This is a genomic window from Roseovarius maritimus (genome assembly GCF_043355895.2).
Classification (GTDB): domain Bacteria; phylum Pseudomonadota; class Alphaproteobacteria; order Rhodobacterales; family Rhodobacteraceae; genus Roseovarius; species Roseovarius maritimus.
The window spans coordinates 294,915-309,663 of record NZ_JBHFPF020000002.1 but is presented as its reverse complement, the minus strand read 5'-3'; the positions used below and the strand labels follow the sequence as shown (position 1 = coordinate 309,663).

At 62.6% G+C, this 14,749-nt stretch carries 17 protein-coding genes; all 17 read left to right on the top strand.

The features are described 5' to 3' along the window. The first annotated feature begins 79 nt into the window (after positions 1-79). The 17 genes from ACEWPM_RS06335 to ACEWPM_RS06255 all read left to right on the top strand — a co-directional run bounded on the left by ACEWPM_RS06335 (position 80) and on the right by ACEWPM_RS06255 (position 14,746). Positions 80-1,408 (top strand): NADH-quinone oxidoreductase subunit E, encoded by a 1,329-nt coding sequence (locus ACEWPM_RS06335; RefSeq protein WP_393961583.1) that lies wholly within the window; start codon positions 80-82, stop codon positions 1,406-1,408. Positions 1,409-1,447: 39 nt separating this feature from the next. After that, entirely contained in the window at positions 1,448-2,152 is a 705-nt protein-coding gene (locus ACEWPM_RS06330) for an NADH:ubiquinone oxidoreductase (RefSeq protein WP_393961582.1), read from the top strand. A gap of 11 nt (positions 2,153-2,163) precedes the next feature. Then, the gene (locus tag ACEWPM_RS06325; protein WP_393961580.1) at positions 2,164-2,385 is read left to right on the top strand and encodes a DUF5337 domain-containing protein; all 222 of its coding nucleotides are present in this window, start codon (positions 2,164-2,166) and stop codon (positions 2,383-2,385) included. A 7-nt stretch (positions 2,386-2,392) separates the two neighbouring features. Then, entirely contained in the window at positions 2,393-3,700 is a 1,308-nt protein-coding gene (gene nuoF, locus ACEWPM_RS06320; protein WP_393961579.1) for an NADH-quinone oxidoreductase subunit NuoF, read from the top strand. A gap of 21 nt (positions 3,701-3,721) precedes the next feature. Next, complete coding sequence (locus ACEWPM_RS06315) at positions 3,722-4,180, top strand: TM2 domain-containing protein (protein WP_393961578.1); 459 nt, start codon at positions 3,722-3,724, stop codon at positions 4,178-4,180. Further along, complete coding sequence (locus ACEWPM_RS06310) at positions 4,171-4,509, top strand: hypothetical protein (RefSeq protein WP_393961577.1); 339 nt, start codon at positions 4,171-4,173, stop codon at positions 4,507-4,509. The genes ACEWPM_RS06315 and ACEWPM_RS06310 overlap by 10 nt, the downstream gene beginning before the upstream one ends. 124 nt (positions 4,510-4,633) lie before the next feature. Then, the gene (locus ACEWPM_RS06305) at positions 4,634-5,035 is read left to right on the top strand and encodes a DUF5333 domain-containing protein (RefSeq protein ID WP_393961576.1); all 402 of its coding nucleotides are present in this window, start codon (positions 4,634-4,636) and stop codon (positions 5,033-5,035) included. A gap of 5 nt (positions 5,036-5,040) precedes the next feature. Then, entirely contained in the window at positions 5,041-7,053 is a 2,013-nt protein-coding gene (gene nuoG, locus ACEWPM_RS06300) for an NADH-quinone oxidoreductase subunit NuoG (protein WP_393961575.1), read from the top strand. Positions 7,054-7,056: 3 nt separating this feature from the next. After that, a complete protein-coding gene (locus ACEWPM_RS06295; protein WP_393961574.1) occupies positions 7,057-7,443 on the top strand; it encodes a hypothetical protein in 387 nt (128 codons plus the stop codon). Beyond that, positions 7,443-7,862 carry a hypothetical protein gene (locus tag ACEWPM_RS06290; protein ID WP_393961573.1) on the top strand — a complete coding sequence of 140 codons (420 nt, stop codon included), beginning with the start codon at positions 7,443-7,445 and terminating at the stop codon, positions 7,860-7,862. Before ACEWPM_RS06295 ends, ACEWPM_RS06290 begins: the two co-directional genes overlap by 1 nt. A gap of 7 nt (positions 7,863-7,869) precedes the next feature. Continuing rightward, positions 7,870-8,907: an NADH-quinone oxidoreductase subunit NuoH gene (gene nuoH / locus ACEWPM_RS06285; protein ID WP_393961572.1), complete on the top strand. Its 1,038-nt coding sequence runs from the start codon at positions 7,870-7,872 to the stop codon at positions 8,905-8,907. Positions 8,908-9,008: 101 nt separating this feature from the next. Beyond that, positions 9,009-9,503, top strand: a complete 495-nt coding sequence (gene nuoI, locus ACEWPM_RS06280; RefSeq protein WP_281968130.1) for an NADH-quinone oxidoreductase subunit NuoI — start codon at positions 9,009-9,011, stop codon at positions 9,501-9,503. Next, positions 9,500-9,913 carry a carboxymuconolactone decarboxylase family protein gene (locus ACEWPM_RS06275; protein ID WP_393961571.1) on the top strand — a complete coding sequence of 138 codons (414 nt, stop codon included), beginning with the start codon at positions 9,500-9,502 and terminating at the stop codon, positions 9,911-9,913. Before nuoI ends, ACEWPM_RS06275 begins: the two co-directional genes overlap by 4 nt. Continuing rightward, complete coding sequence (locus ACEWPM_RS06270) at positions 9,910-10,518, top strand: NADH-quinone oxidoreductase subunit J (protein WP_393931516.1); 609 nt, start codon at positions 9,910-9,912, stop codon at positions 10,516-10,518. Before ACEWPM_RS06275 ends, ACEWPM_RS06270 begins: the two co-directional genes overlap by 4 nt. A 193-nt stretch (positions 10,519-10,711) precedes the next feature. Next, complete coding sequence (nuoK, locus tag ACEWPM_RS06265; RefSeq protein WP_108690608.1) at positions 10,712-11,017, top strand: NADH-quinone oxidoreductase subunit NuoK; 306 nt, start codon at positions 10,712-10,714, stop codon at positions 11,015-11,017. A gap of 4 nt (positions 11,018-11,021) precedes the next feature. Continuing rightward, positions 11,022-13,199, top strand: a complete 2,178-nt coding sequence (gene nuoL, locus ACEWPM_RS06260) for an NADH-quinone oxidoreductase subunit L (RefSeq protein ID WP_393961570.1) — start codon at positions 11,022-11,024, stop codon at positions 13,197-13,199. Further along, positions 13,199-14,746: an NADH-quinone oxidoreductase subunit M gene (locus ACEWPM_RS06255; RefSeq protein WP_393961569.1), complete on the top strand. Its 1,548-nt coding sequence runs from the start codon at positions 13,199-13,201 to the stop codon at positions 14,744-14,746. Before nuoL ends, ACEWPM_RS06255 begins: the two co-directional genes overlap by 1 nt. Positions 14,747-14,749: the final 3 nt, after the last annotated feature.

The following is a 14,749-nucleotide window of genomic DNA, read 5'->3' as shown; positions in this document are numbered from 1 at the left end:
CGCGGGCCACTGACAAACCTGTTGCGATCTGTGCGCCCGCGCAGAGCGCTGACATGACACGCACGAAAGAGAGCGCCTGATGCTTCGTCGCCTCCACCACGAACAACCCGAGAGTTTCGCCTTTACCCCTGCCAACCAGGCATGGGCCGAGGCGCAGATCACCAAGTATCCCGAGGGCCGTCAGGCTAGCGCCATCATCCCGCTGCTCTGGCGCGCGCAGGAGCAGGAGGGGTGGTTGACCCGCCCGGCGATCGAGGGCATCGCCGATATGCTGGGCATGGCCTATATGCGGGCGCTGGAAGTGGCATCTTTTTACTTCATGTTTCAGTTGCAACCGGTTGGATCAGTTGCGAATATTCAAGTCTGCGGCACGACGTCCTGCATGATCTGCGGGGCCGAGGATCTTGTGGCCGTCTGCCGCGAGAAGATCGCCGACAAGCCCCACATGCTGAGCGCCGATGGCAAGTTCAGCTGGGAAGAGGTTGAATGCCTCGGGGCCTGCGCCAACGCGCCGATGGCCCAGATCGGCAAGGATTACTACGAGGATCTGACCGCCGAACGCCTTGGTGAGATTATTGACGAGCTGGCCGCCGGCAAGGTTCCGACGCCCGGTCCTCAAAACGGGCGCTTTGCATCCGAGCCGGCGAGCGGTCTGACCAGCCTCAAGGAATTCGACAGCGGACAGAATAAATACAACGCTTCGGTGCAACTGGCCACCGATCTGGGCGAGACGGTCAAGCGCATCGACGGCACCGAAGTGCCGATGCTGGCGCCGTGGCGCGACAAGGGTGCGATGCACCAGCCCGCCAAGCCGAACGTCAAGGTGCTGGATGCGCCGCTCGACATCGTCAAGGAAACGGGCCGCATCGACGCGGACAAGGCCGCCAAGGGCGATGCCGCCAAATCCAAGGGCAAGCCCGAAGAGGGCACAGTCGCCAAGGCGCCCAAAGGCGAGCCGGGCCCCAAGAACGACAAGACCGCCAAGACTTCCGAGGCGTCTCCGAAGGCGCCGCAAGTGCCGGGCGACACCGCAGGCGCGCCGGGGGATGCTCGGGCCGCCAAGGCCAAGGCCAAATCCACCGGCACGGCCAAACCCGCGCCGCAAGGCACCGCGCCCGGCAAGAAACCCGAGGCGCTGGATGCTCCGCGCGGCGGATCCGCTGATGATCTCAAGATGATCAAGGGCGTCGGTCCCAAGCTGGAAGGTCTGCTGCACAGCCTTGGTTTTTACCATTTCGATCAGATCGCTTCCTGGACGCCCGAAGAGACCGCATGGGTCGACGAGCATCTGGAAGGCTTCAAGGGCCGCGCTACCCGCGACGATTGGGCAGGGCAGGCCAAGACGCTGGCATCGGGCGGCGAAACGGACTTTGCTAAGCGTGTCAAAAAAGGCGACGTTTACGACTGATCCTAGCCGTGCGCGCCGTGCCTCAAGGGGGACATGACCATGACGAGTGACCAATCTGCCAAGAAATGTGCCAGCACCTGCTGGTATGTTGCTGTGGGTCTGGGCTTGCTTTTGGCTATCGTTCTGATTGCCGCGTCAGGCTGGTCCTTGCTTTGGGCAATATTGTTTGGTGTACTGGCTTTCCTTGTCCTGGGTTTCGTTTTGCCGCAGCTGGTTTGCACCAGCGGAGCCGTGCGTCCGCTGGCCGCGACCGCAGCGCCCTCCAGCCTCGTGGCGGGCGATCCGCCTGCGCCTCAGCCGGGCGGTGCACATGCCGCCGCCGCGTCGGCTGCCGCCGCGACCCCGCCGCATTTCGATGAGCCGGCCGAGACTGACGCCCCTGCGCCTCAGGCGCATCCGGTCGCATCCGAGGCGAGAAAGCCCAAGGCCGACACGAGCGCTGCGAGCACGGATGAGAGCGAGAAGCCCGAAACCCTCAGCGCGCCGCGCAAGGACGGGGCGGATGACCTCAAGCTGATCAAAGGCGTCGGGCCGAAGTTGGAGAAGATGCTGAACGGCATGGGCTTTTACCATTACGAGCAGATCGCGAACTGGACGGATGCGCAGGTGGCATGGGTCGACCAGAACCTGCAGGGTTTCAAAGGCCGTGCGACGCGGGACGACTGGACCGGGCAGGCGGCGACGCTGGCTAGTGGTGGCACGACCGAGTTTGCCAGCCGCACCGGCAAGAACGGTGCCGCGTAGGATGTACCGGCGTGAGCGATAAGGGCGCAGACCAGGCCCGCGCAGGCCGCCGCGCCGCGATGGTGATCGCGGGAACGGCCATCCTCTGGGTGGCCGCGACCATGATCGGGACGAAATTCGGACTGACCCAGCGACAGCTGGCACTGTTCGATCTCATGGCGCTTGGAGGATTCCTCTGGGCCGTCTGGATGATCTACAATATCTGGCGCGCGCGTCAGGACAATCAGGGGTAACGGCGCAATGCTGAAAGACCAGGACCGTATCTTTACCAACCTTTACGGGATGCATGACCGCACGCTGAAAGGCGCGCAGGCGCGCGGCCACTGGGATGGCACGGCCAAGATCCTGCAGAATGGCCGCGACTGGATCGTCGAGCAGATGAAATCCAGCGGCTTGCGCGGGCGCGGCGGGGCGGGCTTCCCGACTGGCCTCAAGTGGTCCTTCATGCCCAAGGAGAGCGATGGCCGGCCTTCCTACCTGGTGGTCAATGCGGACGAATCCGAACCCGGCACCTGCAAGGACCGCGAGATCATGCGCCATGATCCGCATACGCTGATCGAGGGCTGCCTGATTGCCAGCTACGCGATGCAGGCCCATGCGTGCTATATCTATATCCGCGGCGAATATATCCGAGAGAAAGAGGCCCTGCAGGCCGCCATCGACGAGGCGTATGACGCGGGCCTGATCGGCCGAAACGCCTGCAAGTCCGGCTATGATTTCGACCTCTACCTGGTCCACGGTGCTGGCGCCTATATCTGCGGCGAAGAGACCGCGTTGCTCGAATCGCTCGAGGGCAAGAAGGGCATGCCGCGCATGAAGCCGCCTTTTCCGGCGGGCGCGGGCCTCTATGGCTGCCCGACCACGGTGAACAACGTCGAGAGCATCGCGGTGGTCCCCACGATCCTGCGGCGCGGGCCGGAATGGTTCGCAAGCTTTGGCCGCCCGAACAATGCGGGCACCAAGCTGTTTGCGATCTCGGGCCATGTGAACAACCCCTGCGTGGTCGAAGAGGCGATGAGCATCACCTTCGAGGAGCTGATCGAAAAGCATTGCGGCGGCATTCGCGGTGGCTGGGACAACCTCAAGGCTGTGATCCCCGGCGGCTCCTCCGTGCCCTGCATCCGGGGCGAGAACATGCGCGAGGCGATCATGGATTTCGACTACCTGCGCGAACAGCGTAGCGGCCTTGGCACCGCCGCCGTGATCGTGATGGATCAGTCGACCGACATCATCAAGGCGATCTGGCGCCTGTCGAAGTTCTACAAGCACGAGTCGTGCGGCCAGTGCACGCCCTGCCGCGAGGGCACCGGCTGGATGATGCGCGTGATGGACCGTCTTGTGACCGGCGATGCCGAGCCCGAAGAAATCGACATGCTGCTGGATGTGACCAAGCAGGTCGAGGGACACACGATCTGCGCACTCGGCGATGCGGCAGCCTGGCCGATCCAGGGCCTCATCCGCAACTTCCGGGACGAGATCGAGGACCGCATCAAGCACAAGCGCAGCACCACATCGCGGCCCGTGAGCGCCCCGGTGGCGGCGGAATAACGAACAGCGGAGAGATTTGATATGCGCGGAGAAATCCTCGGCTTCGACAAACAGGCCAGCACCGGCGTCATCAGCGGCGAAGATGGCAATCGCTACAGCTTTGCCGGCTTGGATGTGCAGGAGAATTTTAGCGCCGTAGCGCCCGGCGCCAAGGTGGACTTTACCACCGAAGATACGGCTGCACGGTCAATCTACATCACGGAGGGCGCTGGGTTGAGCCTGAGCATGGGGCCCAAGGATAAACTGGTGGCAGCGCTTTTGGCGATCTTTCTGGGCGGCCTCGGAATTCACAAGTTCTACCTGGGCAAGAAAAACGCAGGGATCATCATGCTGGTGATCTCGCTGGGCGGGGTCATCCTGCTGTTCATCCCGACTTTCATCATCGGCGTCATCGCCTTTATCGAAGGGATCATCTATCTGGTGAAATCCGAGGATGATTTCAAACGCGACTACATAGACGGGAACAAGGCATGGTTCTGACCCGCCCCATCATCTTCGCCATCTGCGCCGCCCTCACCCTCACCGCTTGCGGCAAGCCGGGTGAGCGGGTGCGCTTCAACGGCAACTATTACCCGACCGACCTGAACCAGGTGGGCGACCGGCGCGAGGTTTTCGTTATCGCCGTGCGCGATCCGGGACAGGGCATCGAGGGCGCGCGCGAGGCGGGCCGGTTCGCGGCGACACGCTATTGCGTCGAGACCTTTGGCGACAGCACAATCAACTGGCTGACCGGCTATGATCCTGACGCGGGTGCGGCAGTGTTCGACAATGGCAAGCTCATTTTGCGCGGGAGTTGCGTGATATGGTAGATTGGCTGACGATCCTGGCGGCATTCTGCGCATGTTATTGCATATCGGCGGCCCGGATCTCCATCTGCGATGTGAAGGAGCGTGCGCCCGCACGCGCCACCACACGCATGAAAGGAGTAACGCCATGCGCCTCGTAATCACCACGCTTATCGCTCTCTCGGTGGCCGGAGGGGCAAGCGCCGCCCGCGCTGATCTGGCCGCGGAGCAGGACATCAATGCCGGCCTTCTGGCTGTTGCCGCCGCCGACAAGATCCGCCGCGAATGCGGGGATATTTCCGGCAAGTTCTGGGCCGCACGGAGCTATGTGAACCAGCTCAAGGGCATGGCCATCGAGCGCGGCTATACCGAGGCCGAGATCGACGCCTATGTGAACGACGACGCCGAACAGGCCAAGATGCGCGAGCGCCGCAACGCCTATTTCAAATCCAAGGGCGCCAGCAATCTGGATGCTGGCAGCCTGTGCAAACTGGGCAAGGACGAGATCAAGAACCGCAGCCGGATCGGCTCATTCCTGAAAGCAAAGTGAACACCATGACGAACCTTCGCAAAGTGAACATCGACGGAACCGAGATCGAGGTGGATGGGGCGATGACCCTCATCCAGGCCTGTGAAGAGGCGGGCGTGGAAATTCCGCGCTTTTGCTATCACGAGCGTCTGTCGATCGCCGGCAACTGCCGGATGTGCCTTGTGGAGGTCGTCGGCGGCCCGCCCAAGCCGGCGGCCAGCTGTGCCATGCAGGTGCGCGACCTGCGTCCCGGCAAGGATGGCGAGGCGCCGCAAGTGCGCACCAATTCGCCCATGGTCAAGAAGGCCCGCGAGGGCGTGATGGAATTCCTGCTGATCAACCACCCGCTGGATTGCCCGATCTGCGATCAGGGCGGCGAGTGCGATCTGCAGGATCAGGCGATGGCGTACGGCGTCGATTTCAGCCGCTTCCGCGAGCCAAAGCGCGCGACCGAAGATCTGGACCTCGGCCCGCTGGTCGAAACGCATATGACGCGCTGCATTTCCTGCACCCGCTGCGTGCGCTTCACCACCGAGGTGGCGGGCATCAGCCAGATGGGCCAGACCGGCCGGGGCGAGGATGCCGAGATCACGTCTTACTTGGGCGAGACGCTGGACAGCAACCTGCAGGGCAACATCATCGACCTTTGCCCCGTCGGCGCGCTTGTCTCCAAACCCTACGCCTTCACCGCCCGCCCCTGGGAGCTGACCAAGACCGAGACGATCGATGTTATGGACGCGCTCGGCTCGAATATCCGGGTCGATACCAAGGGCCACGAAGTCATGCGGATGCTGCCGCGCAACCATGACGGGGTGAACGAAGAGTGGATCTCCGACAAGACGCGTTTCGTTTGGGACGGGCTGCGCCGCCAGCGTCTCGACACGCCTTATATCCGCGAAAACGGCAAGCTGCGCCCCGCCACTTGGCCCGAGGCACTGAGCGCTGCGGCGACGGCCATGAAGGGCAAGAAGATCGCCGGACTCGTCGGCGATCTGGTCCCCGTCGAGGCGGCCTTCGCGCTCAAGCAGTTGATCGAGGGGCAGGGCGGCCATGTCGAGTGCCGCACCGATGGCGCCAAGCTGCCCGCTGGCAATCGCTCGGGCTATGTCGGCACGGCGCGCGTCGAGGATCTGGATGATGCCAGCAGCGTCACGATCATCGGCTCGAACCCCGCCATCGAGGCGCCGGTTCTGAATGCGCGCATCCGCAAGGCATGGCTGCGCGGTGGGGCCGTCAGCCTGATCGGCGAGGACTGCGATCTGACCTACGAGCACGAGCATCTGGGCAATGACCGCGCGGCGCTGGAAAAGCTGGTGAAGGACGCCACGACGTCTGATGGCAAGTCCATCGTGATCGTCGGGCAAGGCGCCCTGCAGGAGGCCGATGGCGAGGCTGTTCTGGCCCATGCGATGCAGCTGGCCGAGAAGACCGGCGGCATGCTGATGGTGCTGCACACCGCTGCGGGCCGCGTGGGCGCGATGGATGCAGGCTGCACCACCGAGGGCGGTCTTGAGGCGGCGCTTGACGGCGCCGAGGTGATCTACAACCTCGGCTCGGACGAGACCGAGATCAAGGACGGGCCCTTCGTGATCTACCAGGGTAGCCACGGCGACCGCGGCGCGCACCGCGCCGACATCATCCTGCCCGGCGCCGCCTATACCGAGGAGCAGGGCCTCTTCGTCAACACCGAAGGGCGTCCACAGTTGGCGCTGCGTGCCAATTTCGCGCCGGGCGAAGCAAAGGAAAACTGGGCGATCCTGCGAGCGCTCTCGGGCGAGATGGGTGCCACGCTGTCCTATGACAGCCTGCCGCAACTGCGCCAGGCGCTGGTGGCCGAGGTCCCGCATCTGGCACAGATCGACGAGGTGCCCGAGAACGAATGGCAACCGCTGGAGCTGCGCGAGATGGGCAAGGCGACCTTCCGCAGCGCGATCAAGGACCATTACCTGACCAACCCGGTCGCCCGCGCGAGCCAGTTGATGGCCGAGCTAAGCGCGAACGCCAAGGCGCGCCGCGCGCCCAAGATGGCGGCGGAATAAGCCGTGGGCGCGGGGCGCCATATCTTTGCTGCGGTCGCCGCATTGACGGTGGCGGCCTGCGCCGCGCCGAACCAGATGGAGAGCTATGTGGGCCGCCCCATCGGTGAGGCGGTTCTGGACCATGGCAGCCCGACCGAGGTTTTCCAGCTGTCGGACGGGCGCCGCGCATATCAGTGGGAATTGACCAAGACAGGCTTTCGCCCCTCGCCGCGGCCCCGCATCGGCGTGGGCGTCGGAATCGGCACGGGCGGCTGGGGGGGCGGCTTGACCACCATCGGCACTGATTACATTCCCTATTCCAAGACCTGCCGCTACACCCTGATAAGCGACAAGCGTGGCGATGACTGGATCGTCAGCGAATTTCGCAAGCCGACCCCGGGTTGCGCCTGATGCGCGCGGTGCGGGGGCATTTTTCGGCGCTGCTGGCCCTCGCGGCGGCACTTGCCTTGGCGGGCTGCGCGACGACAGACGGCGGCGCGGGCGAGTCGGGACTGCCCTTCACGCCCGAGTATCGCGGCGTCAAGACCGACCTTCTGGATGGCGATCTGGTGAATTTTCACGTATCCATGAGCGGCGCGCGCGGCAGCGCCGATATTGCGCGCTATGCGGAATGCGCCGCGGCGCAATATGCGCTGATCCGCGGATACGGATTTGCGCGTCATGTGCGCACGAATATCGCGGATGAGGGTGGCATCTGGCGCGCTGATGCGGTTTATACGATCTCGCCTGCCTTGCCGCGCGGGCTGAAAACAATCGACGCCGAAGTCGTGGCCGCCGATTGTGCGGAAAACGGAATACCGATGGTATGAGGACCTGATGGCTGAATTCTTTACCACCCCTGCGGGGACCCTCCTGCTGATTTTTGCGCAATGCCTTGCGATGCTCGGCTTTGTGATGATCAGCCTTCTGTTCCTCGTCTATGGCGACCGCAAGATCTGGGCCGCTGTGCAGATGCGTCGCGGCCCTAACGTGGTGGGCGTGTTCGGCCTGCTGCAATCCGTGGCCGACGCGCTGAAATACGTCATCAAGGAAGTGGTGGTGCCGGCGGGCGCGGACAAGACCGTGTTCATCATGGCCCCCATTGTCAGCTTTGTTCTGGCCGTCATCGCCTGGGCGGTGATTCCCATGGCCGATGGCTGGGTGCTGTCGGATATCAACGTGGCCATTCTCTACGTCTTCGCCGTCTCCTCGCTGGAGGTTTACGGCGTGATCATGGGCGGCTGGGCGTCGAACTCAAAGTATCCGTTCCTCGGCTCGCTCCGCTCGGCGGCGCAGATGATCTCGTATGAGGTCAGTCTCGGCCTGATCATCGTCGGTGTCATCATCTCGACCGGCAGCCTCAATTTTGGCGAGATCGTCGCGGCGCAGGATACGAAATACGGCTTCTTCGGCTGGTACTGGCTGCCGCATCTGCCGATGGTCTTCCTTTTCTTCATCTCCTGCCTGGCCGAGACGAACCGCCCGCCCTTCGATCTGCCCGAGGCCGAGTCGGAACTGGTCGCCGGCTACCAGGTCGAATATTCCGCGACGCCCTTCCTTCTCTTCATGGCCGGCGAGTATATCGCGATCTTCCTGATGTGCGCGCTGACCTCGCTGCTGTTTTTCGGCGGCTGGCTGTCGCCGATCCCTGGCCTGCCCGACGGCGTGCTGTGGATGGTCGGCAAGATGGCGTTCTTCTTCTTCCTCTTCGCGATGGTCAAGGCGATCACGCCGCGCTACCGCTATGACCAGTTGATGCGCATCGGCTGGAAGGTATTCCTGCCGCTGAGCCTCGCTTGGGTGGTGATCATCGCCTTCCTCGCGAAGTTCGAAGTTCTGGGCGCGTTCTGGGCCCGCTTCGCGATGGGGAGCTAAGGCAGTGGGACGGGAGACCCGCTGGAATGGCGCGGTCAATGAGGGTAAGACGCGGCTGAAGACCGAGACTCAGGCCGAAGCGACAACAAGGAGCTGACGAAATGGCGAATATCGACTATGGACGCGCAGCCGGTTACTTTCTGCTGAGCGATGTGTGGAAAGGGCTGGGGCTGGGGCTCAAGTATTTCTTCGCGCCCAAGGCTACGCTGAACTACCCGCATGAAAAGGGTTATCTATCGCCGCGCTTTCGGGGCGAGCATGCGCTGCGCCGTTATCCCAATGGCGAAGAGCGCTGCATCGCCTGCAAGCTCTGCGAGGCGATCTGCCCGGCGCAAGCCATCACCATCGACGCCGAGCCGCGCGACGATGGAAGCCGCCGCACCACGCGCTACGACATCGACATGACGAAATGCATCTATTGCGGTTTCTGTCAGGAGGCATGCCCCGTCGATGCCATCGTCGAAGGTCCCAATTTCGAATTCTCGACCGAAACCCGCGAAGAGCTGTTCTACGACAAGGACAAGCTGCTGGAGAATGGCGACCGCTGGGAGGCCGAGATTGCCCGCAACCTCGAACTGGATGCGCCCTACAGATGAGCGACGCGAAAAACCCCTTCGAGCAGATGATGCGCCAGATGCAGGACATGGCCAAGGCCATGAATCCAGCGATGGAAGCGTTCTCGCCCAAGGCCTTCGAGGCGATGTGGCAGACCATGCCGCGGGATCTGATGGAGATGACCTTCGGCAAGGGCTTGAACCCCGATGGGCTTGATGCCAAGACGCGCCTGCTGCTGACGCTGGCAGGGCTGACCATGCAGGGCGCGCAGGCTGATACGGCGGTGCGCCTCACCGTGCGCCACGCCCTCGAGGCAGGCGCGACCAAAGCCGAGATTGCCGAAACCATCGCAACCATGTCGATGTTCGCCGGCGTTCCGGCCACCACCCGCGCGATGGATCTTGCCCGCGAAGTGCTGGACGGGGACAACGAGGAAGGAAAAGACACATGACCGCTATGGCATTTGCCTTCTATCTTTTTGCAATTTCGGCGCTGACCGGTGGCCTCTTTACCGTCATCAGCCGCAACCCGGTGCATTCGGTGCTCTGGCTGATCCTCAGTTTCATCAGCTCTGCGGGCCTTTTCGTGCTGCTGGGCGCCGAATTCGTCGCCATGCTGCTGGTCATCGTCTATGTCGGCGCGGTCGCGGTGCTGTTCCTCTTCGTCGTGATGATGCTGGACGTGGATTTCGCCGAGCTGAAGGCCGAGATGGCCAAGTACATGCCGCTTGCGCTGCTGATCGCCGTGATCCTTCTGATGCAGTTCGGCATCGCCTTTGGTGCGTGGGAAGTCTCGGCCGGGGCCGAGGCCGCCGCTGCCGCACCGGCGCCGGTGGATGTGCATAACACGGCCGCGCTGGGTCTGCTGCTTTATGACAAGTATTTCCTTCTCTTCCAGCTGGCGGGGCTGATCCTGCTGGTCGCCATGATCGGGGCCATCGTTCTGACGCTGCGCCACCGCGTCGACATCAAGCGGCAGAACGTGCTGCACCAGATGTGGCGCGATCCCAAAAAGGCGATGGAGTTGAAGGACGTCAAACCGGGGCAGGGCCTCTAGGCGCCCGCCCCATCAATCAATACGGGGCCTGCGGGCCTCGTCACAAACCAAGGATGAAACGCATGTCCAGAAATACGATTGTCGTGCTCGTGGTGGTGCTGATCATCATCTTTGGCGGATATTCTCTGATCGGCTAGTCAGCCGCCAAGGCGCCCAGCCAGAGGCGCGCGACAGGAAAGACTGAGGGACAGACATGATCGGAATTGAACATTACCTGACGGTGGCGGCGACGCTGTTCGTCATCGGCATCTTCGGGCTCTTCCTGAACCGCAAGAACGTCATCATCCTGCTCATGTCGATCGAGCTGATGCTGCTGGCCGTGAACATCAATCTCGTTGCCTTCTCCAGCTTTGCCGGCGATCTGGCGGGGCAGGTGTTCACCCTTCTGGTCCTGACCGTCGCCGCCGCCGAGGCCGCGATCGGCCTTGCGATCCTGGTCTGCTTCTTCCGCAACCGCGGCACGATCGCGGTCGAAGACGTCAACGTGATGAAGGGCTGAGATCATGGAAAAGATCATTCTCTTTGCCCCTCTGGTGGGCGCGATCATCTCGGGCTTCGGCTGGCGCATCATCGGAGACAAGGGCGCGCAGTGGGTTTCGACCGCGCTCCTCTTCCTTGCCTGCGCGCTCAGCTGGGTGGTCTTCATCGGCCATGACGGCACGACGCAGCAGATCCATATCCTCGACTGGATCCAGTCGGGCCTCCTAGATACCAGCTGGTCGATCCGGATGGACCGGCTGACCGCGATCATGCTGATTGTCGTCACCTCGGTTTCGGCGCTCGTGCACCTTTATTCGATGGGCTACATGGCCCATGACCATAATTTCAAGGACAGCGAGAGCTATCGCCCCCGCTTCTTTGCCTACCTGTCGCTCTTCACCTTCGCGATGCTGATGCTGGTGACCGCAGACAATCTGGCGCAGATGTTCTTCGGCTGGGAGGGTGTGGGCCTTGCCTCGTACCTGCTGATCGGCTTCTACTACCGCAAGCCTTCGGCCAATGCCGCCGCGATCAAGGCTTTCGTCGTCAACCGCGTTGGCGATTTCGGGTTTGCGCTGGGGATCATGGCGCTATTCCTGCTGACCGACTCGATCCGCTTTGACGATGTGTTCGCCGCCGCGCCGCAACTGGCCGAGACGAACCTGCGCTTTCTCTGGACGGACTGGAACGCGGCCAACCTGATCGCCTTCCTCCTCTTCATCGGAGCGATGGGCAAATCCGCGCAGCTTGGCCTGCACACATGGCTGCCCGACGCGATGGAAGGCCCGACGCCTGTCTCGGCTCTGATCCACGCGGCAACGATGGTGACCGCGGGCGTTTTCCTGATCTGCCGCATGAGCCCGATCATGGAATATGCGCCCGAGGCGCTGCTTTTCGTGACGTTTATCGGCGCGACCACGGCATTCGTCGCGGCGACGATCGGCCTTGTGCAGAACGATATCAAGCGTGTGATCGCCTATTCGACCATGAGCCAGCTGGGTTACATGTTCGTCGCGGCTGGCGTTGGTGCCTATTCGGTGGCGATGTTCCACCTGCTGACTCATGCCTTCTTCAAGGCAATGCTCTTCCTTGGCGCCGGCTCGGTCATCCACGGGATGCATCACGAGCAGGACATGCGGAACTATGGCGGCCTTCGCAAGAAACTGCCCTACACGTTCTGGGCCATGATGATCGGCACGCTGGCCATCACCGGCGTGGGCATTCCGCTGACGCATATCGGCTTTGCCGGCTTCCTCAGCAAGGACGCGGTGATCGAGAGTGCATGGGCTGGCACGGCAGGCGGCTATGCGTTCTGGATGCTGGTGATTGCCGCACTGATGACCAGCTTCTACAGCTGGCGCCTGATGTTCCTGACCTTCTTCGGCACCGCGCGCGGCGACAAGCACACGCATCAGAACGCGCATGAATCGCCCATGGTCATGCTGGTCCCACTGGGCGTGCTGGCCATCGGCTCGATCTTTGCGGGCATGATCTGGTATGGCAGCTTCTTTGGCGATCACGCGCAGATCAACCGCTTCTTCGGCATCCCGGCGAATCACGCCGAGGCGAGCGAGGGCGAGGGCACCCACGGTGAGGGCGCCGTGGCAGCCACCGAAGAGCTGGCCGAGGGTGATGTCGCCGCCGCAGCCGATGCGGTGACCGCCGATATTCCCGAAGGCGAGGCCACCGAGGCGGGCGAGGCCCATGCCGAGGCGGAGGCGCCCGGCGGCGTCGTTCCCGGCATCGCGCCCGAGGGCGCGATCTACATGGGTGCGAACAACACCGTGATCGACGACGCGCATCACGCGCCGGTCTGGGTCAAGGTCAGCCCGTTCATCGCCATGGCCATCGGCTTTCTCATCGCAATGTGGTTCTACATCTGGAGCCCGGCGACTCCCGGCAAATGGGTGGCTGCGCAGCGTCCGCTCTACAACTTCCTGCTGAACAAATGGTATTTCGACGAAATTTACGACGTGATCTTCGTTCAGCCTGCCAAGAAACTGGGCGGCTTCCTATGGAAGCGCGGTGACGGCGGCGTCATCGACGGCGGCATCAACGGGCTGGCGATGGGTATCGTGCCCTTCTTTACCCGCCTCGCGGGGCGCGCGCAGTCCGGCTATATCTTTACCTACGCCTTCGCCATGGTGATCGGGATCGCGGTCCTCGTCACATGGATGACGTTCACCGGAGGGGCAAACTGATGGAAAACGTTCTGTCGATCACCACGTTCATCCCCCTCATCGCGGCGGCCATCCTGGCTATCTTTCTGCGGGGCGAGGACGCGGCAGCACAGCGCAACGCCAAATGGGTGGCATTGGCCGCGACCGTCGTGACATTTGTCGTCTCGCTTTTCATCCTGCTCGATTTCGACCCGTCCAATACCGGCTTTCAGTTCGTGGAAGAGCGTGAATGGCTGCTGGGCCTGCAATACAAGATGGGGGTTGACGGGATCAGCGTCCTCTTCGTGATGCTGACCACCTTCATGATGCCGCTGACCATCGCCGCATCGTGGAACGTCAAGACGCGGGTCAAGGAATACATGGTCGCGTTCCTCATCCTCGAGACGTTGATGCTGGGCGTGTTCATGGCGCTGGACCTGGTGCTGTTCTACCTCTTCTTCGAGGCGGGCCTGATCCCGATGTTCCTGATCATCGGCATCTGGGGCGGCAAGGAGCGTATTTACGCCGCGTTCAAGTTCTTCCTCTACACGTTCCTCGGGTCGGTCCTGATGCTGGTCGCGATGGTTGCCATGTTCTCGGATGCCGGCACCACGGATATTCCCACGCTGATGCGGCACGCCTTCGATGCCGAAACATTCAACGTGCTCGGCTTCTCCGTCGTGGGCGGCATGCAGACGCTGATGTTCATCGCCTTCTTTGCCAGCTTTGCGGTCAAGATGCCGATGTGGCCGGTGCATACCTGGCTGCCCGATGCGCACGTTCAGGCGCCGACCGCAGGCTCGGTCGTGCTGGCCGCGATCCTGCTGAAAATGGGCGGCTATGGCTTCCTGCGGTTCAGCCTGCCGATGTTCCCCATCGGCTCCGAAGTCATGACGCCGCTGGTGCTGTGGATGTCGGCGATTGCGATCGTCTACACGTCTCTCGTTGCGCTGGCGCAGGCGGACATGAAAAAGCTGATCGCCTATTCGTCGGTTGCACATATGGGCTATGTGACGATGGGCATCTTCGCGGCCAACCAGCAGGGCATCGACGGTGCGATCTTTCAGATGCTGTCGCACGGCTTCATCTCGGGGGCGCTCTTTCTCTGCGTTGGCGTGATCTATGACCGGATGCACACGCGCGAGATCGACGCCTATGGCGGCCTTGTGAACCGGATGCCGGCCTATGCGCTGATCTTCCTCTTTTTCACCATGGCCAATGTCGGCCTGCCGGGCACCTCGGGCTTTGTGGGCGAATTCCTGACGCTGATCGGGGTGTTCCAGGTCAACACATGGGTCGCGCTGGTCGCCACCTCGGGCGTGATCCTTTCGGCGGCCTATGCACTCTGGCTCTATCGCAGGGTGGTGCTGGGCGATCTGATCAAGGAAAGCCTCAAGTCGATCAGCGACATGACCGGCCGCGAGCGGGCGATCTTTGCGCCGCTGGTGGTGATGACCCTGCTTCTGGGCGTCTACCCGTCGCTGGTCACCGATATCATCGGCCCTTCGACCGAGGCGCTGATTTCGCAATATGACACCGCGCTGGCAGATGGACGCGCCGCCGTCCAGACCGCCGAAGCCGCGCATTGAGGA